We start from the raw sequence: 21,162 nt of genomic DNA on the forward strand, positions 1-21,162 counted from the left end.
AGCCCGCGCGTCCTGCCTCCGGCCCCCCTTGAAGCCCACCGCGCCAGCGGGCACATTGCCCGCTCAATCAAAAGCGTGGGTGGAGCATGAGCACGTTTGAACACATTATCGTCGAGAGCAAAGGCGCGGTCGGCATCATCAAGCTGAACCGGCCGAAGATGCTCAACGCGCTCTCATTCGGCGTCTTCCGCGAGATCGCTGCCGCGGTCGACGATCTCGAGGCCGACGATGCCATCGGCTGCATCCTCGTGACCGGCAACGAGAAGGCCTTTGCCGCCGGCGCCGACATCAAGGAGATGCAGCCCAAGAGCTTCATCGACATGTTCTCCGAGGACTTCGCCGCGATCGGCGGCGACCGCATCGCTCGTTGCCGGAAGCCAACCATCGCCGCGGTCGCCGGTTATGCGCTGGGCGGCGGCTGCGAGCTCGCCATGATGTGCGACTTCATCATCGCCGCCGACACGGCAAAATTCGGCCAGCCCGAGATCACGCTCGGCACCATTCCCGGCATCGGCGGTACCCAGCGCCTGACGCGCGCGATCGGCAAGTCCAAGGCAATGGACCTCTGCCTCACCGGCCGGATGATGGATGCGGCCGAAGCTGAGCGCTCGGGCCTCGTCAGCCGCATCGTCTCGGCTGACAAGCTGATGGACGAAGCGATGGCGGCAGCCGAGAAGATTGCCGCGATGTCGCGCCCTGCGGCCGCAATGGCCAAGGAGGCGGTGAACCGCGCATTCGAGACCACGCTTGCCGAGGGCATGAGCGTCGAGCGCAACCTGTTCCATTCGACTTTCGCGCTCGAGGACCGCTCCGAAGGCATGGCTGCCTTCATCGAAAAGCGCAAGCCGGTGAACAGGAATCGGTAAGGCGCGCAACCGGCCATGCTCGTGTAAGGCTCTGCCGCGTTCCCGTAGAACCCTGTGACGGAGCTGCAACAAGCACGGATTTCATGGGGGTTTTCCCCGCGGCAGTTTGCCTGCGGGACCTCGGCTGGTTAAACAGTTAAGAGGACCGCCATCGGCGGGGGCGAATAGCCAGGGTTTGTGGAATTACATGATTGGGCGTACCGCCAGAGCTGGTCGCGTGCTGACGCGGCATCGATCGGGCGTGGCTCCCGTGCTTGCGACATGGACCACGCTGGCGCTCTCCTGCGCCCTCGCCTCTCCCGCCTGGGCGGAGGCCCTGCCCGAGGCGCTCGCCAAGGCCTATCAGACCAATCCGCAGCTCAATGCCGAGCGTGCGCGCCAGCGTGCGACTGACGAGAACGTACCGCAGGCGCTTGCCGGCTACCGGCCGCAGATCTTGGCCAGCCTCAGCGCCGGCCTGCAATCGGTGCGCAATCTGCTGCCCGACAACACCATCCAGACCGCCAACCTGAAACCCTGGATCATCGGCGTCACCGTGACGCAGACCCTGTTTAACGGCTTCCGCACCGCCAACAGCGTGCGGGCCGCGGAACTCCAGGTGCAGTCGGGCCGCGAAGCGCTGCGCAATGTCGGCCAAGGCGTACTGCTCGACGCCGTCACCGCTTACACCAACGTGCTCGCCAACCAATCGCTCGTCGAGGCACAGCGCTCCAATGTCGCCTTCCTGCGCGAAACACTTTCGGTGACCCAGCGCCGCCTCAATGCCGGCGATGTCACGCCGACCGACACCGCCCAGGCCGAGGCCCGTCTCAACCGCGGCCTTGCCGATCTCAACGCGGCCGAGGTCGCGCTCGCCGTCAGTCAGGCGATGTATGCACAGGTGATCGGCAATGCGCCCTCGCAGCTTCGCCCCGCCGAGGCCGTCGACCGCTATCTGCCGAAGAGTCGCGAGGACGCGATGACGAAGGCGATCCGACAGCATCCGGCGGTGATGGCCGCCAGCTTCGACGTCGATGTCGCCTCCACCAACATCCGCATCGCCGAAGGCACATTGCTGCCGAGCGCGACCATCCAGGGCAGCGCGAGCAAGAGCCGCAACAACGACCCGACACTCGGCACCTTCGCCGAAGACCAGGCTTCGATCGTCGCCAACGTCACTGCGCCGATTTACGATGGCGGCCAGGCCGCGGCGCAGACCCGGCAAGCCAAGGAGATCACGGCGCAGAGCCGGCTCGTGCTCGACCAGGTGCGCAACCAGGCTCGCGCTGCGGCGGTGAGCGCCTGGGTCGCCAATGAAGGCGCCAAGGTCGCGGTCTCCGCCTCGGAGTCCGAAGTGAAGGCCGCGACGGTCGCGCTCCAAGGCGTGCAGCGCGAGGCCGCCGGAGGACAGCGCACGACCGTCGACGTGCTGAACTCGCAGGCCGATCTGATCCTGGCCAAGGCCCGCCTGATCGGCGCACAACGCGACCGCGTGATCGCCTCCTACACGCTCCTCAGCGCCATCGGCCATCTCGACGTCAAGACGCTGAACCTGAACACGCCGGACTATCTGCCCGAGGTGCACTACCATCAGGTCCGCGACGCCTGGCACGGCCTACGCACGCCATCAGGGCAGTAGGAGCCGAAACTTCCCTCTCGCTCCTGCGAAGGAACCATCACAGCTTCGACTCCTGGCGTGTAGAAGCCGCATAGAGCCTTGCTGGCGTGCTATCATTGCTCGGCAACGAAGCAGGAGAGAGACACCATGCTCTGCCAACGCGGTTTCCTGTTCGCCTTCTCGCGGCCGGAGTAACCATGATCGACCAAGTCCACGCCCGTGCGGCACAGCCCGCGACGCGGGTCAACTTCGACGTGCCGGCGCATGCCTGCGACTGCCACACCCACATCCACGGCGACGTCGGGAGATTTCCTTTCTTTGCCGGGCGCGTCTATACGCCGGAGCCGGCGAGCCCCGAGGAAATGACTGCGCTGCACAAGGCGCTGCATATGGAGCGCGTGGTGATCGTGACGCCGAGCGTGTACGGCACCGACAATTCTTCGACGCTGTTCGGCATGAAGGCGCGCGGCGCGACCGCGCGCGGGGTCGCTGTGATCGACGACAAGACGACGGAGGCCGAGCTCGACACGATGCAGGCAGACGGCTTCCGTGGCATCCGCATCAATCTGGCGACCGACGGCATCAGCGATCCCAACGTCGGACGAAGCCGCTTCACGGCGTCCGTTGAGCGCATGAAGACACGCGGCTGGCATGTGCAGCTCTACACGACATTGCCGGTGATCTCGGCGATCAAGGATCTGGTGCTGGCTGCACCGGTGCCCGTCGTGTTCGACCATTTCGGCGGCCTCGAGGCCCCGCTCGGACTGGAGCAACCCGGGTTTGACGACCTGATAGCGCTCGTGAAGTCCGGCAAGGCTTATGTGAAAGTCTCGGGCGCCTATCGTTCGTCCAAGCTGGCGCCGGACTACCAGGACATGGTTCCCTATGCCCGCGCGTTGATAGCGGCGAACGCGGACCGCATCGTCTGGGGCACCGACTGGCCGCATCCGGATTCAAGCCACGTCGAGGGACGCAAGCCCACCGACATTGCGCCGTTCTATCAAATCGACGACGGTCGGTTGCTCAACCAGCTTCCGGTGTGGGCGCCGGATGCGGACGTGCGTAAGAAGATCCTGGTCGATAATCCGGCGCGGCTCTACGGCTTCTGACGATCAGCGCGCCCGGCGGGAGAAAAACGAGATCAGCACCGGCAACGTCAGGAGGATCACCACCGGCGCCAGCATCATGCCGGTGACGACGACGACCGCGAGCGGCTTCTGCACCTGCGAGCCGATGCCCTCCGACAGTGCCGCCGGCAACAGGCCGACGCCCGCGACGACGCACGTCATCAGCACGGGCCGGAGCTGAAGCTCGCCGGTGCGCACCACCGCACTCATGCGGTCCATACCCTCTTCGATGAGCTGGTTGAACTGCGACAGGATGATGATGCCGTCCATCACGGCGATGCCGAACAGCGCGATGAAGCCGATCGCCGCGGAGACGCTGAATGCCGTGCCCGAGATCAACAAGCCCAGCACCCCGCCGAAGATCGCCATCGGGATCACGCTCATCGCAAGCAGCGTATCGGTCATCGAGCCGAAATTGAACCAGAGCAGCACGCCGATCAGCACCAGCGAGATCGGCACTACGATCGACAGCCGCCGGATCGCGTCCTGGAGATTGCCGAACTCGCCGACCCACTCCATGTGCGAGCCCGGCGGCAGCTGCACCTGATCGGCGATCTTGTCCTGAGCCTCGCGGATGGCGCTGCCGAGATCGCGCTCGCGCACCGAGAACTTGATCGGCAGATAGCGCTCCTGCTGCTCGCGATAGATATAGGCCGCGCCCGAGACGAGGCTGATGGTTGCGACCTCGCTTAAGGGGATCTGCGTAACCATGCCGTTCGGCCCGGGCGCGCCGATCCGCAAATTCTGGATCGCCTCGGCACTGCGACGATATTCCGGCGCGAGGCGAACAATGATCGGAAAGTGGCGGTCGCTTCCCGGCTCATAGAGATCGCCGGCGGTGTCGCCGCCGATCGCGACCTTGATGGTGGCATTGATGTCGCCCGGCGCAAGGCCGTAGCGCGCCGCCTTGGCGCGGTCGATGTCGATTTGAACGGTGGGCTGCCCGAGCGAGGTGAACACGGCAAGATCGGTCACTCCCTGCACGGTGGCCAGGACCGATTTGATCTTGTTGGCGGTGTCGGTGAGCGCCTGGAGATCGCTGCCGAACAGCTTGATCGAGTTCTCGCCTTTCACGCCGGAGACGGCTTCGGAGACGTTGTCCTGAAGATATTGCGAGAAGTTGAACTCGACGCCGGGGAAGCTGTCATCGAGCTGCTTGAGCAGCTGCGCGGTCAGCTCCTCCTTGTCGCGGGTGCCTGGCCACTGGCTCGCGGGCTTGAGCGGCGCGAAGAACTCCGCATTGAAGAAACCGGCCGCGTCCGTACCGTCATCGGGACGGCCGTGCTGCGATACGACGGACTCGACCTCCGGCCGGGCGCGGATCACCTTGCGCATCTCGTTGACGTAGGAATTGCCTTCCTGAAGCGAGATGGTCGGCGGCAACGTGGCACGGATCCAGAGATTGCCCTCCTCCAGCTTCGGCAGGAATTCGAGGCCGAGCAGGCGGGCGAGCGCCACCGTCAGCAACACGAGTCCGACTGCACCGCCGAGCACGATGTTGCGATTGGCGACGGCCCAATTGAGCAGCGGCGAGTACAACCGGTGCAGGATCAGCATCACCTTGGTTTCGGTTTCCTCGACATGCGCGGGCAGGATGATCGCGGACAGCGCCGGCGTAACAGTGAAGGTCGCGAGGAGCCCGCCCGCGAGCGCATAGGCGTAGGTGCGGGCCATCGGCCCGAAGATGTTGCCCTCGACCCCGGAGAGCGTGAACAGCGGCAGGAACGCTGCGATGATGATCGCCGCGGCGAAGAAGATGGAGCGTGAGACGTCGGCGGCGGCGCTGAGGATGGCATGGCTCTTCATGCCGAACAGCGTCTCGGACGACATCTGTTCGGATTCCGCGATCGGCGTGGTTTGCGTCAGGCGGCGGAAGATCGCCTCCACCATGATGACGGTGGCGTCCACGATCAGGCCGAAATCGATCGCGCCGACCGACAGCAAGTTCGCCGATTCCCCGCGCAGCACCAGGATGATCACCGCGAAGAACAGCGCAAACGGAATTGTGGCGCCGACGATCAGCGCGCTGCGTAGGTCGCCGAGGAAGATCCATTGCAGCAGCACGATCAGCAGGATACCGACCACCATGTTGTGCAGCACGGTGTGCGTGGTGAGCTCGATCAGGTCCCCGCGGTCGTAGATGCGCTCGATGCGCACGCCGGGCGGCAGGATGCTGGAGTTGTTGATCTGCTGGACGAGTTTGTGGACGCGCTTGATGGTCGGCGAACTCTGCTCGCCGCGGCGCATCAGGACAATGCCTTGCACGATATCGTCGGCCTCGTCGAGGCCGGCAATGCCGAGACGTGGTTTTTGGCCGACGGTGACGGTTGCGACGTCCTTGACCAGCACCGGATTGCCGCCGGTCTGCGCCACCATGGTGTTGGCGAGGTCGTCGATCGAGCGGATCAGGCCGACGCCGCGCACCACGGCCGATTGCTGGCCGATGTCGATGGTGTTGCCGCCGACGTTGACGTTGGAATTGCCGACGGCCTGGAGCAACTGCGGTAGCGTCAGTCCGTTGGCGACCAGCTTGTTGAAGTCGGCCTGAATCTCGTAGGTCTTGCTCCTGCCGCCCCAGCCGGTAACGTCGATGACGCCGGGCACGGCGCGGAAGCGGCGTTGAAGGATCCAGTCCTGAACAGTCTTGAGGTCGAGCACGCTGTAATTGGGCGGCCCGACCAGACGATAACGGAAGATCTCGCCGATCGGGCTGAGCGGCGAGATTTGCGGCTGCACGTTGCCGGGTAGCGGCGCGAGTTGCGCCAGGCGATTCAATACTTGCTGCAACGCTTCGTCATAGGTGTAGGCGAACGAGAACTGAATCTTGACGTCAGAGAGACCGTAGAGCGAGATGGTCCGGATGGTCGTGATGTTCTTCAGGCCCGCGACCTGGGTCTCGATCGGGATCGTGATGTAGCGCTCGATCTCCTCCGCCGACAGGCCCGGGCTCTGCGTCACGATGTCGACCATCGGCGGCGTCGGATCGGGATAGGCCTCGATGTTGAGCCGGTTGAATGCGATCAGACCGCCGATCAGCACGGCGGCGAACAGGCCGACCATCAGGAAGCGCCGGTTGACGGCAAGGGCAACGAGACGATCCATTCAGGTCTTCAATTCTCTTGAATCGTCGATCAGCTGCCGGACGCCGCGCGGTCGATGAAAAGGCTGCCTTTGGTCACGATCTGCTCGCCGGGCTTCAGGTTGCTGGTGACCTCGACCAGGTTGCCGTTGATGAGACCGATCTTGATCTGGCGCAGCTCGACCGACTTGTCCTCGCGCGCGACCCAGAGGCGAACCTTGTCCGCCTCAAAGATCAACGCCTGCTTCGGCACCGCCGGCGCGGCGCGGCCGCCGGCCGAATAGATCGTGACGTTCGCGAACATCTCCGGCTTGAGCAGTCCGTCCTTGTTGTCGATGGTGGCGCGGACGAGCAGGCGGCGGGTGGTCGCATCGATCGCGGCGGCGACGTAGTTGATCTTGGCGGTGAGCGGCCGGCCCGGCAGCGCCATCACGTTGACGATAATGTCCTGGCCGATGCAGATCGCCGCCGCATCGCTCTCGCGCACAAAGGCGGTGAGCCAGACCGTGGAGAGATCGCCGATCACGAACACCGGATCGCTGGCACCGGCGCTGACATATTGTCCGGGGCCGATCTTGCGCTGCACGACCGTGCCGGAGATCGGCGAATGGATCGTGATCTCCGGGTTGATGACGCCCTTGTCCCGGAAGGCCTTGATGGTCTCGTCGGTGAAGCCGAGGATGCGCAGCTTGTTGCGCGCAGCTTCCAGCGCCGTCGCCGAGGAGCGCATGTCGTTCCGCGCCTGGACCTGCGCCGCCTCCGCCAGCTGATAGTCCTTCAGCGGAATGGCATGGCCTTCATAAAGGTCCTTGGCGCGCTTGAACTGGATGTCGGAAAGCTCGAGCGCCGAGTTCGCCTTGTTCTGCGAGGTCATCGCCGCGATGAAATCGTTCTGGGCCTGCACGGTGTCGGCGGCTTCGATCGTGAGCAGCGGTTGACCTTGCTTCAGCATCTCGCCCGGCTTGGCTAGCAGCCTGGTGACCCGGCCTGCATAGGGCGAGAACACCGGCGTCGAGCGATCCTCGTCGATCGCGACCTTGCCCTCCGTGACATACTCGGCGCGGAAGCTCCTGGCCTTCACCGGCTCGATCGTCAACGTCGCCCATTCAGATGGCGTCGGCGTAAAGGTCTGCGCATTCTTGCGCGACTGACTGGAGATCTCTGAATGTTTCTTCTGCTTGGCAGACGAATACAGCAAGCCATAGGCGCCAGCACCGGCGAGAGCCAGCAGAACTACGGATGCAATCATCCGTCGCTTTGTAAGCAGCTGCAATCTCTTGGTCTTTTCGACTACCATGAAGCCCGGTCGCGTCTGCAGCGATCTCGGCAAATGATTGCCGGATCGGTCGCGGCTAATAGTGCCGAATTCTGATTGCAAACAACCCAAAAAGCGCAGGACGCCTCGCGATTGGCGTTAAAATTTTGCGACATGTCAGCTTCATGTAAGCTTCGCAACTGCCGTTTGGGCGAATAACTCCAAGCGGCATCGCCAGACGGCTCCGGTGCGCCGGTGTCTTCGACAGCAGCGCCGAATGCTGCATTGCGTTCAACGTGCCGAGCCTGATGATATGCTCTCGATGAATGCAGCATGCACGGCCTCGCCCCCCCAAAGAGACTTCGGATCGTGTCGCTACGCTCGCAATGTCGAAGTGGAAAGTTCAGCACGTCGTCCGAAACAGCTACACTCCCGGTTACCAACAACAAGGAAACCAACAATGGACCTCGGTCTCAAAGGCAAGAACGCCATCGTCCTCGGCGGCACGCGCGGCATCGGGCGGGCAATCGCGGCGACGCTGGCCGGTGAAGGCGCCAATGTCGCGGTGTGCGCGCGCAACGCGGATCAGGTTGCGGCAACGGTCTCGGAGCTGAAGGCGCGCGGCATCAACGCCACCGGAAGCCCTGTCGACGTCACCGACGGCGCGGCGCTGAAATCCTGGATCGAGGCTGCAGCAAAGGAGCTCGGCGGCGTCGACTTGCTGTTCTCCAACGCCGGTGCAATGGCGCAGGGTGGCGATCCCGCATCCTGGGAGCAGAATTTCCGGCTCGACGTGCTCGGCGCGGTGCATGCGTTCGATGCCGCGCGGCCGTTTCTCGAAGCCAGCGGCGCAGGCAAGGGCGATGCCGCCTTCGTGATCATCTCGTCGATCTCCGCGGCGCAAGCCGATACCGCAAGCTCCTACGGTCCGATCAAGGCGGCCCTGATCCACATGGCCAAAGGACTGGCGCGGCAATATGCAAAGAAGAAGATTCGCGTGAATGTCGTTTCGCCCGGCACCGTTTATTTCAAGGGCGGCGTTTGGGAGATGATCGAGAAGAACATGCCGGAGCGCTACAAGGATGCGATGAACCGCAATCCGACAGGCCGGATGGCGACCCCGCAGGAAATCGCAAGCGCGGCGGTGTTTCTGGCAAGCCCCGTGTCGGGGTTCACGACCGGATCCAATCTCGTCGTGGATGGCGCGATCTCGAACCGGGTGAACTTTTGAGGAGTTGGTTCGCGAGGCAGGCTCTGCCGTCATGGTCGACTTGACCCGGCGATCCACGCGATGCCGAGCAATGGGATGCCCGGGGCAAGCCCGGGCATGACGACCGAGGGCGTCGCACGCGATCCCTCAACAAAGCTGTCATTGCGACCGTAGCGAAGCAAATCCAGGCTGTTTCCGCGGAGGGATTATGGATTGCTTCGCTGCGCTCGCAATGACGAGTGTGGCGACAGTCGTGCATAAATTCGTGCATAATCTCAATGAAAATCCCGCGACGGCGGCAGGATGCGGACGTTGCGGGGATGGCGGATTTTCTGCGCAGGCATGTCTGCGAGCGCGCGAGGGTCTTCGTTGAGTGGTTCGACCACGGTGGCGCCTGCCGGCAGCGGATGCTTGCGGCTTAGCGCATCGTTTGCAAGACCGACCAGATCATGCGAGCGGTCGACCATGCGCTGGGCAATGAGATGCGTCACCTTCTCGGGACTGCTCTGGATGTAGCCTTCGACCAGGATGAGGCGTGCGCCCATCACCTCCTTGCGGTACTGCTCCATGATCTTGGGCCACACCACGACGTTGGCGATGCCAGTCTCGTCCTCCAGCGTCATGAACACCACGCCGCTGGCGCTTCCCGGCCGCTGGCGGACCAGGACCACGCCGGCGCAGCGGACGCGGCGCCGCTCGTTCTCATGACTGATCTCCTTGCAGGCGACGATGCGCTCGCGCGTAAACAGCTCGCGCAAGAACTCCATCGGGTGGCCCTTCAGCGACAGGCGGATGGTCTGGTAGTCCGCGACGACCTGCTCGGCGCGCGGCATCGCCGGCAACGGCCTTGCGCCTTCGTCCGGCTGCTCGCGCGCGGCCGCCGCCTCGAACAGCGGCAGCGGCACGTCGTCGGGCAGCCGCCGCACCTGCCACAGCGCCTCGCGACGGTCGAGCCCCAGCGAACGGAAGGCGTCGGCATCCGCCAAGAGGATCAGTGCGCGCTTGGGCAGGCCGGTGTCGCGGGCGAAATCTTCGAGCGAGGTGAAGGGACGGCGGTTGCGGGCGGCGACGATGCGATCGGCCCAGTCCCCTCTCTTGTCATTCCGGGCCGATGCGTCAGCATCGAGCCCGGAGCCCAGTCCTCCAGGCAAATGCGGTTCGATGGATTCCGGGCTCGCGCCAAGTGGCGCGCCCGGGAATGACGACTGGGAGCGCTTCAACCGCTCCTCATCTTCATCCAGCCAGTGAAAGCCGTCGATCTGACGGAAACCCAGGCGAACGGCGCAGTATCTACCACTCCCCTGCTCCAGCGTGTTCTGCACAAAGCTATAGGACACGTCTATGTCGCGCACCTCGACGCCGTTCTTGCGGGCGTCGCTGACGATCTGCGCCGGGGCGTAAAAGCCCATCGGTTGCGAGTTCAACAGACCGCAGCAGAAGGCGTCGGGGTGATGGTACTTCAGCCACGAGGAGATGTAGACGAGTTGCGCAAAGCTCGCGGCGTGGCTCTCCGGAAAGCCGTAGGAACCAAACCCCTTGATCTGCTCGAAGCAGCTTCGGGCGAAGTTGGGATCGTAGCCGCGCGCCACCATGTTGCCGACCAGCTTTTCTTCGTATTGACCGATGGTGCCGACATTGCGGAAGGTCGCCATCGAGCGGCGCAGGCCATTGGCTTCCTCGGAGGTAAATTTTGCCGCCTCGATGGCAATGCGCATCGCCTGCTCTTGAAATAGGGGAACCCCCTTCGTCTTGTGCAGGACCTTGTAGAGTTCGTCCGCGGGGCCATGCTCAGGCGACGGCGAGGGATAGCTCACCTTCTCAAGTCCGTTCCGCCGTCGCAGATAAGGATGCACCATGTCGCCCTGAATCGGTCCCGGACGCACGATCGCGACTTCGATGACGAGATCGTAGAAAGTCCTTGGCTTCAGGCGCGGCAGCATGTTCATCTGGGCGCGGCTCTCGACCTGGAAAACGCCGAGCGACTCTCCTCGCTGCAGCATTTGATAGACTTCGTCGTCATCCTCCCCCTTGATATCCGCAAGCGCGTAACGCTTACCCTTGTGCTGATCGATCAAGTCAAAACATTTCCTGATGCAGGTCAGCATGCCCAGCGCGAGCACGTCGACCTTCATCATGCTGAGCGCATCGACGTCGTCCTTGTCCCATTCGATGAAGGTGCGGTCGTCCATCGCGGCGTTGCCGATCGGAACATAGGTATCGAGCCGGTCCTGCGTGAGCACGTAGCCGCCGACATGCTGGGAGAGATGGCGTGGAAATTCGATCAGCTCGGTCGCAAGCTCGACCGCGAGGTTGATCATGGGATTGTTGGGGTCGAGTCCGGCCTGCCTGACCTGCATGTCGTTGAGGCCCTTGCCCCAGCTGCCCCACACCGTATCGGCGAGTGCGGCGGTGACGTCCTCGGTCAGGCCGAGCGCCTTGCCGACGTCGCGGATGGCACTGCGCGGACGATAATGGATGACGGTGGCGATGATCGCGGCGCGATGGCGGCCATAGCGGCGATAGACATATTGCATCACCTCCTCGCGTCGCGAATGCTCGAAATCGACGTCGATGTCGGGCGGCTCCAGCCGCTCCTTGGAGATGAAGCGCTCGAACAGCAGATCGACCTTGGTCGGATCGACCGAGGTGACGCCGAGCACGTAGCACACGGCCGAGTTCGCCGCCGATCCTCGTCCCTGGCACAAAATGTTCTGGCTGCGCGCGTATTGGACGATGTCGTGCACGGTGAGGAAGTAATGCGCGTATTTCAGCTCGGCGATCAGCGCGAGTTCCTTGTTGAGCGTTGCGCGCAGCTTGTCGCCGATCTTACCGTCGAAATATTTGTCGACGCCCGCCCAGGTCAGATCCTCCAGATGCCCTTGCGCGGTCTTGCCCGGCGGCACCGGCTCATCCGGATACTGGTATTTGAGCTGGTCGAGCGAGAAATCGACCTTGCCCGCAAAACGCATGGTCTCCGCGATCGCATCAGGGAAATCGCGAAACAGCCGCGCCATTTCTCGCGGTGTCTTCAGAAAACGCTCGGCATTGGCTTCCAGCTTCTTCCCAACCGCCGCGATCGTGGTCTTTTCCCGGATGCAGGTGAGCACATCCTGGAGAGGCCGGCGGCGGGGATCGTGATAGAGCACCTCGTTGGTCGCGAGCAGCGGCACTTTGGCTCTTGCTGCGAGATCGTCGAGCCGCGCCAGGCGACGCCGGTCGTCGCCGCGATAGATCAGGCTCGCCGCCAGCCACACACCCGCGGCACGGCTATCCCTAAGCTTTGCGAGAACATCCAGCGCCTGCGGGTTGTCGAAGCGATGCGGCAGGGTCAGGACCAGAAGCTGACCTTCCGAAAACTCAAGGAGGTCGGCGAAGGTGAGACGGCATTCGCCTTTCTCGATCCGCGTGAGGTCGTCGCCGCGCTTGCCCCGGGTGAGAAGCTGGCAGAGCCGGCCATAGGCCGCGCGGTCACGCGGATAGACCAGAATGTCGGGCGTGCCGTCGACGAAGACGATGCGCGCGCCGATCAAAAGCTTCGGCTTGTGCAGCACCTCATCATTGTCGAGTTCCTTGTAGGCCCGCACCACGCCGGCGAGCGTGTTGTGGTCGGCAATGCCGATCGCGGAGATGCCGAGAATGCTCGCCTGATGAACATAGGCGCGCGGGTCCGAGCCGCCACGCAGGAACGAGAAGTTCGTGGTGATGCCGATCTCGGCATAAGCGGGCGAGATCATGCGAAAAGACCGTGCACATACCAGCCGGGAGAAGCGGGCTTGCCGTCGCCGTCGAACACTTCCCCCTCGTAGAGACCGTCGCGAAAGATCCAGAAGCGCAGGCCTTCGGCATCCTCGATGCGGAAATAGTCCCGCGTCAGCTGCTTGCCGTCCTGCCGCCACCACTCCATCGCGATGCGCTCGGGCCCTTCCACCCGCACCACTGCATGCAGCGCGCGCCGCCAGGTGAATTGATGCGGCGGACCATCCGGCACGGTCGCGAAAGGCACCTTGATCGGCTCCGGCTTGTCGAACAGCCGCAAGGGACGCAGCGGCGGCTCGCTCTCGGTGCGCGCCGGCCATGTGGCCTGCATGGCGGCGGCGAGATGATGCTGCGCCTGTGCGGCGAGCACCGCACACTCGGGGATATGAGTGTCCTGCGGCAGATGTACGACGACACGCTTTCCGCCGATGCGCGCGGCGATGCGGTCGATCAGCGCAGCAAGCTCGTCATTGTCATGGACATGGGCATCGAGATCGCGCTGCTCCTGTACCACGATCTCGGTGCGGCTCGCCGACAGCCGTATCATGTCGAAGCCAAAGCCGGGGTCCAGCGGATCGGCGAGCGCATCGAGACGCTCGCGGAACAGCCGGTCGATCACGGCGCTTCGCGTCACCGGACGTCCGGTCTCGACCGTGATCGCGCGCACCGCGCCATCGGTGCGGAAGAACGCGGCCTCCAGACGCCGCGCGCCCTTGCCCTGCTTCTCCATGGATGCGATCAGCGTGTCCGCCAGCCGCGACAGCGTCATCGCGATCATAGTGTCGGTCGCGATCGGTTCGGCAAAGCGCTTCTCGACGATGTAGTCGGGCAACGGCTTGCGCGGGCTGATCGGCGCATCGCCCTGCCCCAGCGCATGCGCGAGCAGCGTGGAGAAGCGCGCGCCGAACCGCGCCGTGATCTCGCTCGGCGCGCGCGAGGCGACATCGCCGATGATTTTCAGACCGGCGCGGCGCAGACCGGTGGTGATCGCCTCGCCCGCCCCTAGCGCGGACACCGGAAATGAACTGATCGCGACCGCCTCCTCGCCATCGGCCACGATGGTGCCCGTGGCCTGCCGCGTCAGCGTGCGTGCACAGACCGAGGTGCCGGCAATCGCGGCACTGACGGCAAAGCCCTGCCGGCCGAGCGCCCGGACCAGCGTCCGCAACAGTGCGGCTTCGCCGCCGAACAGATGTGCGCAGCCGGTGATGTCGAGGAACAGCCCGTGCGGCGGATCGAGCGCCACCAGAGGTGTGAAGCGGTCGCACCAGTCGGCGATATCGCTGAGCGTCTTCGCATCGGCCACGGTATCGGCGTCGAACACCTTCAGGTCAGGACACATCGCACGCGCATTGGCCAGAGGCTGGCCAATGTACAGGCCGAGGCGCTCGGCGGCCTCGTCCAGCGCATGAATCAACAGCGCATTGTTGTCCTTGATGACGACGATGCTCGGCTCGTTACTCTTATGCAGACCGACTTTCCCAAAGAACCGTTGGATCCGATCGATGGGCAGGCGCGGCAGCCACAGGCTGAGAATACGTCGACGGCTCATTGAACTGGCACTCATCACAATTCCATTCCATGATCCACCGGCCGCACGGGCCATGACGATTGCGGAGGAGTTCAGCATCGAAGCGTGGCGCACCCCAGGCACTCCATGCTGCCCCCGGCGGCGAATGCGCCGCGCGCAGCATCCATCGTGTCTCCGCGGTCGAGGGCAGCGGCTGCGCGGCCATGCGCAACATCAGGCCGACGACGCCGGAGCCTTGCGCGGCCAGCGTCAGCTTGCGGCTCGCCACCGGATCGAACTGCTTGATATCGCCCCAGAGCTCGAGCACGACAGCGCCCAGTGCGTCGCAGGCAAGCGCATCGGCCGAGGTGCGCAGCGCGCTCTCGACATCGGCGGCACGCACCATCACCACGCGACGCGGATCGAGGCCGAGTTCGGCGAGTCCGCTCATCGACAGCGCGCCGGTTTCGATATCCGAAAAATCCTGCCGCACCCACAGCAGCGGCCGACGCGCTGAGACGCGCCCCGCAAGTCCCATGACAAACCCTGTCGCGGCAGCACCCTGACGTCCTTCGCAAAACACCTCGTGGATCGCCGCGCGCGCAAGCCCGCCCTTCAGCGCGCTGTCCGCCTCGCTATGGCCGAGCGCGACGCGCTCGTGCTGATGCACGACCGCGGTCTCGATGCGCTCGATCTGGCCGCGCAAGATTGCAAGCGCGCTTCCACGTGCGGAGGCGCATGATCCGCCAAAGTGTGAGCGGTTTGGCGACAAGATCATGTGCCCTCTTAAAAAGAAGAGCGCGATCGGACGCAAAACCGGCGACCACTTTTGCTGATCGCGCTCTGCATGCCCGCCGCTCCTCAGAAATTTGATGCCGTGGTCTTCAAAAGAAGAACCAGCAGCTGGCCCATTTGTTCATGATATGTTCTAATATAAAGCTAACGGTCGCCACAGAGTCAATCGAATTGGCGCACTTTCAGATTCACGAGCTGAATCAAGAGGATTCCTCCATGGACGTACAACGCAAGCTGGAGATTCTGGCGGATGCCGCCAAATACGACGCGTCCTGCGCCTCCAGCGGCACCGAAAAGCGGGATTCCAGTGATCGCAAGGGCATGGGCTCGACCGCGCCCGGCATGGGGATCTGCCATTCCTACGCGCCGGACGGCCGCTGCATCTCGCTGCTCAAGGTGCTGCTGACCAACGCCTGCAATTACGATTGCCTCTATTGCGTCAACCGCGCCTCCTCCAATGTACCGCGCGCCCGCTTCACCATCGACGAGATCGTCAAGCTCACGCTCGACTTCTACCGGCGCAATTACATCGAAGGCCTGTTCCTCTCCTCCGGCATCATCCGTAGCCCTGATTACACGATGGAGCAGGTCGTCAGCGTCGCGCGCAAGCTGCGCGAAGAGCATCATTTCCGCGGTTACATTCACCTGAAAACCATTCCCGAAGCCGACGATGCGTTGATCGCGGAGGCCGGCAAGTATGCCGACCGCCTCTCCATCAACATCGAGATGCCTGAGGAAACCAGCCTGCAGCAATTCGCGCCGCAGAAGAATGTTCGCGCGATCCGCCGCACCATGGGCCGGTTGCGGCTGAAGCTAGACGAGGCCGAGGACAGCCATAGCGCAAAGACGAGAGCCAAGCCGCAGCGTTTCGCACCCGCTGGCCAGAGCACGCAGATGATCGTCGGCGCAGACGCGGCCTCCGATCAGACCATTCTCCACACCAGCGCCAATCTCTACGGCGCCTACCGGCTGCGGCGCGTTTATTACTCCGCCTTCAGTCCGATCCCCGACGCCAGCCGCGCTTTGCCTCTGGTACAGCCGCCCTTGCTCCGCGAGCATCGGCTCTACCAGGCCGACTGGCTGATGCGGTTCTACGGCTTCGACGTCGGAGAGATCGTCGATGGCAGCGCGATGCTGCCGCTCGACATCGACCCCAAGCTCGCCTGGGCGCTGCGCCATCGCGACCGCTTCCCGCTCGACGTCAACCGCGCCAACCGCGAAGAGCTGCTGCGCGTGCCCGGCTTCGGCACCAAGGCGGTCGAACGCATCATTGCGACGCGGCGCACCACCACGATCCGCGTGGCCGATCTCGCGCGGCTGCACGTGCCCCGCAACAAGGCACTGCCGTTCATCATCCTCAGCGACCACCGCCCCTCTCCGCATCGTCTCGATGCCGCCGGACTGATCGAACGGTTCAAGCCAAAAGCGACACAGCTGGGATTTGGCTTCTGATGCAATACATCATCCTCGACACCGAAACCGATTTCGACGGCTGGCGCAAAGCCGCGCGTAGCCTCGTGCTTCACCACGTGCGGCCCAGCGACGTCACCTGGAGCGTGCAAGGCCGTGAAGCGGAGTTGTTCGCACCGCCCTCGCCATCTCCGATCCTCGAGGTGAACGACGCCACCTTCACCGTCTCGACAAAGTTCATCGAGCTTGCGAAGGCCGCAATCCTGCATCGCGATGCCGAGCGCTTTGCGGTCCTCTATCGGCTGCTCTGGCGATTGAAGGACAATCACGACCTCATCGAGGTCGCGACCGACCCTGATGTCGCACAGGTCACTGCCATGGCGAAGGCGGTCTATCGCGACGAGCACAAGATGCATGCCTTCGTGCGCTTCCGCGAGATCGGCCGGGAACGCCAGGCGCATTACGTCGCATGGTTCGAACCGGATCATCACATCGTCGAGCTCGCCGCTCCCTTCTTCGCCAAGCGCTTTGCCGACATGCCCTGGTCGATCCTGACGCCGGACCTCTGCGCGCATTGGGATGGCCATGCACTTTCATTCACATCCGGTGTCAGCAAGAGTGAGGCTCCGAGCGAAGACCGGCTCGAGGAAACCTGGCGGCGCTATTATGCCAGCATCTTCAATCCGGCCCGCCTCAAGCCGAAGGCGATGCAGGCCGAGATGCCGAAGAAATATTGGAGGAACCTGCCGGAGGCTTCGATCATTAAGCCTTTGATCGAGGATGCCGAGCGCATGACCGGTGCTATGATCGCCAATGCCGCAACCGATCCGCACAAGCCTCAAAAGCGACCGGAGGCTCCGATGAAACGCAAGACTGTCGGCGACGATCTCGAAGCGCTTCGCGAGGAGGCTGCGCATTGCCGCGCGTGCCATCTCTACAAGGATGCGACCCAGACCGTGTTTGGCGAGGGTCCGAAATCCGCCAATATCATGCTGGTAGGCGAGCAGCCCGGTGACAAGGAAGACCTCGCCGGCCATCCCTTTGTCGGTCCGGCCGGCCAGATGCTCGATCGCGCGCTGGAGGAAGCCGGCGTCGACCGCAAGAAGGTCTATGTCACCAACGCGGTCAAGCACTTCAAATTCGTGCCGCGCGGAAAAATCCGCCTGCATCAGAAACCGAACACACCTGAGATCCGGGCGTGCCGACAATGGTATGAGCGGGAAGTTGCGGCACTCCAGCCCGATCTCATCGTTGCAATGGGCGCCACTGCCGCGCAAAGCGTGTTCGGCAAGATCACTCCGATCGGCAAGAACCGCGGCCGGCTCATCGACCTTCCCGACGGTCGCAAAGCGCTCGTGACGGTGCATCCCTCATATCTGCTGCGACTGCCGGATCCGGAAGCCAAGGTGCTGGAGTATCGACGCTTTGTCGAGGATTTGAAGATCGCCGCCGGCTTACAGAGGAAGTCCGCACGAGCTGCGTAAATACGCGCAGAAACGGCTTCACGCATCGTCGGCGATGCGATCTCTCAAACAACAAAGGGCTCGTGGAATGCACGGGCCCTTTCATTGATGCTTCCAGCTCGACCTTAGGACGCCGCCAGCTGCTCCTCGACCAGCTTGACCCAGTAGGACGTGCCGTAGACGATCGCCTCGTCATTGAAATTGTAGGCGGGGTGATGCAGGCCGGCGCTGTCGCCGTTGCCGCAGAAGATGAAGGCGCCGGGCCGCGCTTCCAGCATGTAGGCGAAATCCTCGCCGCCCATCAGCGGCGCCATCTCGTGAACATTGGCTTCGCCCGCGACTTGCCCGGCAATGCGCCGCGCCACCTCGGTCTCCGCCGCGTGATTGTTCACGATGGGATAGTTGCGCTTGTAGCGCAGGTCGATCTTGGCGCCAGTGATCTGCGCCACGCCTGCGACCACTTCATGCACGCGCTTCTCGACCAGCTTGCGCACCTCCGGCGACAGCGTGCGGATGGTGCCTCTCAGCGTCGCCGTCTGCGGAATGACGTTCCGAGCGTTTCCGGCGTGAAATTCGCAGATCGAGATCACCGCCGATTCGAGGGGATCGACGCTTCGCGCGACGATCGTCTGCAGGGCCGTGATCACCTGCGCACCGACCAGCACGGAATCGACGCATTTGTGCGGGCGCGCGGCGTGGCCTCCGAGGCCCTCGATCATGATATCGACCTCGTCGGTCGCCGCCATGATCGGACCCGGCCGGATCGCGAATGAGCCGATCGGGATGCCGGGCCCATTGTGCATGCCATAGACCTGCTCGATGCCGAAGCGCTCCATCAGGCCGTCCTTGACCATTGCCGCGCCGCCGGCGCCGCCCTCTTCGGCCGGCTGGAAGATCACGACGGCATCGCCGGCAAAGTTGCGGGTTTCGGCGAGGTAGCGGGCGGCTCCCAGCAGCATTGCAGTGTGGCCGTCATGGCCGCAGGCGTGCATCTTGCCAGGGATCTTGGAGGCGTAAGGCAGGTTGGTCTGCTCTTCGACCGGCAGCGCGTCCATATCGGCACGCATCCCGATTACTTTGAGACCCTCGCCGGGCGGCTTATTGCCCTTGATGACACCGACCACGCCGGTCTGGCCGAGCCCGGTCACGACCTCATCGCAGCCGAACTCGCGAAGCCGGTCCGCGACGAATGCTGCGGTGCGGTCGACGTCATATAGCAGTTCGGGGTGCTGGTGGATGTCCCGTCGCCAGGCCTGGATGTCGGGCTGAAGGTCGGCGACGCGGTTCACGATGGGCATGGAGATCTCGACATTATGGGAATGCAGGATTGTCTATCATGCAAGCGCCGGTCCACCCAACTGCCGGGGATCGGGGGAGCCCCGCCTGCTTCGCATGGCCGGACTTGTCCCGATCCGCTGCGTCTGCGTATTAAGCGGAACGCAAAATGACCATCCGGGTGGAGCAGAATGCCAAGACGGCTCGAAGGTGAGTTTGACTACATTGTCGTCGGAGCCGGTACGGCGGGCTGCATCGTCGCGAACCGGCTGTCGGCCATGCCAAGCAATCGCGTTCTCGTCCTCGAAGCCGGTGGCGACGACAATTGGATCTGGTTCCACATCCCGGTCGGTTATCTCTTCGCGATCGGCAATCCCCGTTCGGACTGGATGTTCAAGACCGAGGCCGAGCCAGGCCTGAACGGCCGATCGCTCGCCTACCCCCGCGGCAAAGTGATTGGCGGCTGCTCGGCAATCAACGCCATGATCTCGATGCGCGGACAGGCTGCCGACTACGATCACTGGCGCCAGCTTGGGCTGACCGGCTGGGGCTATGAGGACGTGCTGCCGCTGTTCAAGCGGCTGGAGGACCACTTCCTCGGCGCGAGCGAGCATCACGGCGCCGGCGGCGGCTGGCGTATCGAGGCACCGCGGCTGTCATGGGCCATTCTCGACGCAGTCGGCGACGCCGCCGAGGAGATGGGCATCAAGCGCATCCCGGACTTCAACACCGGCGACAACGAAGGCACCAGCTATTTCCACGTCAACCAGAAGCGCGGCCGCCGCTGGTCGTCGGCCCGCGGCTTCCTCAAGCCCGCGTTGAACCGCCCCAATCTGCGGCTCGAGAAGCACGTCCTGGTCGATCGTCTCATCATCGAGCAGGGCCGCGCCGTCGGTGTCCGCTTCATCCAGAACGGCCAGATCATCGAGGCGCGTGCGAAGCACGGGGTGATCCTCTCGGCAGGGTCGATCGGCTCGGTGCAGGTGCTGCATCGTTCTGGCATCGGACCCGCCGACTGGCTGTCGCCGCTCGGCATCGACATCGTCATGGACAAGCCCGGTGTCGGGCGCAACCTGCAAGATCATCTGCAGCAGCGCGCGATCTACAAGGTCGAAGGCGTGCGCACGCTGAACGAGACCTATTACAATCTGCTCCGCCGCGGCCTGATGGGACTCGACTATGCCTTCCGTCGCCGCGGCCCGCTGACCATGGCGCCGTCGCAGCTCGGCATCTTCACGCGCTCCGATGCAACGCGCGCCCGCGCCAACATCCAGTTCCATGTGCAGCCGCTGTCGCTCGACAAATTCGGCGATCCGCTGCACCGCTTCCCCGCGATCACTGTCAGCGCCTGCAATCTCCAGCCCACCTCGCGCGGCACCGTGCGACTGCGCGCGGCAACGCCGGAGGAGAAGCCGATCATCGCGCCAAACTACCTGTCGACCGACGATGACCGCCAGGTCGCCGCCGACGCCATCCGCACCACGCGACGCCTGATGCAGCAGAAGGCGCTGGCCAGGTACCGCCCCAGCGAATACCTGCCCGGCCCCTCCGTCGGCGACGATGACGCCTCGCTCGCAAAAGCCGCCGGCGACATCGGCACCACGATCTTCCATCCCGTGGGCACGGCGAAAATGGGCGCGGCGAACGATCCGATGGCGGTGGTGGACGAACGGCTGCGCTTCTACGGCCTCGACGGTCTGCGCATCGTCGATGCCTCGATCATGCCGACCATCACGTCGGGCAACACCAATACGCCGACCGCGATGATCGCGGAGAAGGGGGCGACGATGATCCTGGAGGATGCGAAGTAGCATCTTGC

General features: G+C 63.8%; 13 protein-coding genes. 7 read left to right on the forward strand and 6 right to left on the reverse strand.

The genetic code is table 11. The features are described 5' to 3' along the window. The first annotated feature begins 86 nt into the window (after positions 1–86). The 3 genes from ASG57_RS28675 (at position 87) to ASG57_RS28685 (ending at position 3,572) form a co-directional block, all read left to right on the forward strand. Positions 87–866, forward strand: a complete 780-nt coding sequence (locus tag ASG57_RS28675) for an enoyl-CoA hydratase (protein ID WP_024339769.1) — start codon at positions 87–89, stop codon at positions 864–866. 187 nt (positions 867–1,053) lie between these two features. Then, positions 1,054–2,484: a TolC family outer membrane protein gene (locus tag ASG57_RS28680; RefSeq protein ID WP_024339768.1), complete on the forward strand. Its 1,431-nt coding sequence runs from the start codon at positions 1,054–1,056 to the stop codon at positions 2,482–2,484. 176 nt (positions 2,485–2,660) lie between these two features. Next, complete coding sequence (locus ASG57_RS28685) at positions 2,661–3,572, forward strand: amidohydrolase family protein (RefSeq protein ID WP_057198523.1); 912 nt, start codon at positions 2,661–2,663, stop codon at positions 3,570–3,572. Between the two features lie 3 nt (positions 3,573–3,575). On the opposite strand, the gene ASG57_RS28690 is transcribed toward ASG57_RS28685, so the two are convergent. Both ASG57_RS28690 and ASG57_RS28695 read right to left on the reverse strand, forming a co-directional pair. Next, positions 3,576–6,692 (reverse strand): efflux RND transporter permease subunit, encoded by a 3,117-nt coding sequence (locus ASG57_RS28690; protein WP_024339766.1) that lies wholly within the window; start codon positions 6,690–6,692, stop codon positions 3,576–3,578. A gap of 29 nt (positions 6,693–6,721) precedes the next feature. Continuing rightward, positions 6,722–7,966 (reverse strand): efflux RND transporter periplasmic adaptor subunit, encoded by a 1,245-nt coding sequence (locus ASG57_RS28695; RefSeq protein WP_024339765.1) that lies wholly within the window; start codon positions 7,964–7,966, stop codon positions 6,722–6,724. Positions 7,967–8,384: 418 nt separating this feature from the next. Here ASG57_RS28695 and ASG57_RS28700 point away from each other — a divergent pair, with 418 nt between their 5' ends. Next, positions 8,385–9,155: an SDR family NAD(P)-dependent oxidoreductase gene (locus tag ASG57_RS28700; protein WP_024339764.1), complete on the forward strand. Its 771-nt coding sequence runs from the start codon at positions 8,385–8,387 to the stop codon at positions 9,153–9,155. Positions 9,156–9,409: 254 nt separating this feature from the next. Here ASG57_RS28700 and ASG57_RS28705 read toward each other — a convergent pair whose 3' ends face one another. The 3 genes from ASG57_RS28705 to ASG57_RS28715 are packed head-to-tail and all read right to left on the reverse strand — an operon-like array spanning position 9,410 to position 15,178. Then, positions 9,410–12,868, reverse strand: coding sequence for an error-prone DNA polymerase (locus tag ASG57_RS28705; RefSeq protein WP_024339763.1), 3,459 nt, complete (start codon positions 12,866–12,868; stop codon positions 9,410–9,412). Continuing rightward, complete coding sequence (locus ASG57_RS28710; RefSeq protein ID WP_035698208.1) at positions 12,865–14,457, reverse strand: Y-family DNA polymerase; 1,593 nt, start codon at positions 14,455–14,457, stop codon at positions 12,865–12,867. The genes ASG57_RS28705 and ASG57_RS28710 overlap by 4 nt, the downstream gene beginning before the upstream one ends. Continuing rightward, on the reverse strand, positions 14,354–15,178 hold the full coding sequence (locus tag ASG57_RS28715; RefSeq protein ID WP_024339761.1) for an ImuA family protein: 825 nt from the start codon (positions 15,176–15,178) through the stop codon (positions 14,354–14,356). Before ASG57_RS28715 ends, ASG57_RS28710 begins: the two co-directional genes overlap by 104 nt. Positions 15,179–15,411: 233 nt before the next feature. On the opposite strand from ASG57_RS28715, the gene ASG57_RS28720 reads away from it, so the two are divergent. Then, positions 15,412–16,647: a putative DNA modification/repair radical SAM protein gene (locus ASG57_RS28720; protein ID WP_024339760.1), complete on the forward strand. Its 1,236-nt coding sequence runs from the start codon at positions 15,412–15,414 to the stop codon at positions 16,645–16,647. Then, a complete protein-coding gene (locus tag ASG57_RS28725) occupies positions 16,647–18,089 on the forward strand; it encodes a UdgX family uracil-DNA binding protein (protein ID WP_024339759.1) in 1,443 nt (480 codons plus the stop codon). The genes ASG57_RS28720 and ASG57_RS28725 overlap by 1 nt, the downstream gene beginning before the upstream one ends. A 104-nt stretch (positions 18,090–18,193) precedes the next feature. Here the strand turns inward: ASG57_RS28725 and ASG57_RS28730 are convergent, their stop codons facing one another. Beyond that, positions 18,194–19,366, reverse strand: coding sequence for a M20 aminoacylase family protein (locus tag ASG57_RS28730; RefSeq protein WP_024339758.1), 1,173 nt, complete (start codon positions 19,364–19,366; stop codon positions 18,194–18,196). Positions 19,367–19,534: 168 nt separating this feature from the next. Here ASG57_RS28730 and ASG57_RS28735 point away from each other — a divergent pair, with 168 nt between their 5' ends. Next, the gene (locus ASG57_RS28735) at positions 19,535–21,154 is read left to right on the forward strand and encodes a GMC family oxidoreductase (protein WP_024339757.1); all 1,620 of its coding nucleotides are present in this window, start codon (positions 19,535–19,537) and stop codon (positions 21,152–21,154) included. The last annotated feature ends 8 nt before the right edge of the window (positions 21,155–21,162 follow it).

It is taken from the genome of Bradyrhizobium sp. Leaf396, from assembly GCF_001424605.1.
Taxonomy (GTDB): Bacteria; Pseudomonadota; Alphaproteobacteria; order Rhizobiales; family Xanthobacteraceae; genus Bradyrhizobium; species Bradyrhizobium japonicum_C.

Excerpts from the sequence above, each read along its gene's own strand:
- ASG57_RS28675 (WP_024339769.1), top strand. The coding sequence starts at position 87 with ATGAGCACGTTTGAACACATTATCGTCGAGAGCAAAGGCGCGGTCGGC.
- ASG57_RS28680 (WP_024339768.1), top strand. The coding sequence starts at position 1,054 with ATGATTGGGCGTACCGCCAGAGCTGGTCGCGTGCTGACGCGGCATCGA.
- ASG57_RS28685 (WP_057198523.1), top strand. The coding sequence starts at position 2,661 with ATGATCGACCAAGTCCACGCCCGTGCGGCACAGCCCGCGACGCGGGTC.
- ASG57_RS28690 (WP_024339766.1), bottom strand. The coding sequence starts at position 6,692 with ATGGATCGTCTCGTTGCCCTTGCCGTCAACCGGCGCTTCCTGATGGTC.
- ASG57_RS28695 (WP_024339765.1), bottom strand. The coding sequence starts at position 7,966 with ATGGTAGTCGAAAAGACCAAGAGATTGCAGCTGCTTACAAAGCGACGG.
- ASG57_RS28700 (WP_024339764.1), top strand. The coding sequence starts at position 8,385 with ATGGACCTCGGTCTCAAAGGCAAGAACGCCATCGTCCTCGGCGGCACG.
- ASG57_RS28705 (WP_024339763.1), bottom strand. The coding sequence starts at position 12,868 with ATGATCTCGCCCGCTTATGCCGAGATCGGCATCACCACGAACTTCTCG.
- ASG57_RS28710 (WP_035698208.1), bottom strand. The coding sequence starts at position 14,457 with ATGAGTGCCAGTTCAATGAGCCGTCGACGTATTCTCAGCCTGTGGCTG.
- ASG57_RS28715 (WP_024339761.1), bottom strand. The coding sequence starts at position 15,178 with ATGATCTTGTCGCCAAACCGCTCACACTTTGGCGGATCATGCGCCTCC.
- ASG57_RS28720 (WP_024339760.1), top strand. The coding sequence starts at position 15,412 with ATGGACGTACAACGCAAGCTGGAGATTCTGGCGGATGCCGCCAAATAC.
- ASG57_RS28725 (WP_024339759.1), top strand. The coding sequence starts at position 16,647 with ATGCAATACATCATCCTCGACACCGAAACCGATTTCGACGGCTGGCGC.
- ASG57_RS28730 (WP_024339758.1), bottom strand. The coding sequence starts at position 19,366 with ATGCCCATCGTGAACCGCGTCGCCGACCTTCAGCCCGACATCCAGGCC.
- ASG57_RS28735 (WP_024339757.1), top strand. The coding sequence starts at position 19,535 with ATGCCAAGACGGCTCGAAGGTGAGTTTGACTACATTGTCGTCGGAGCC.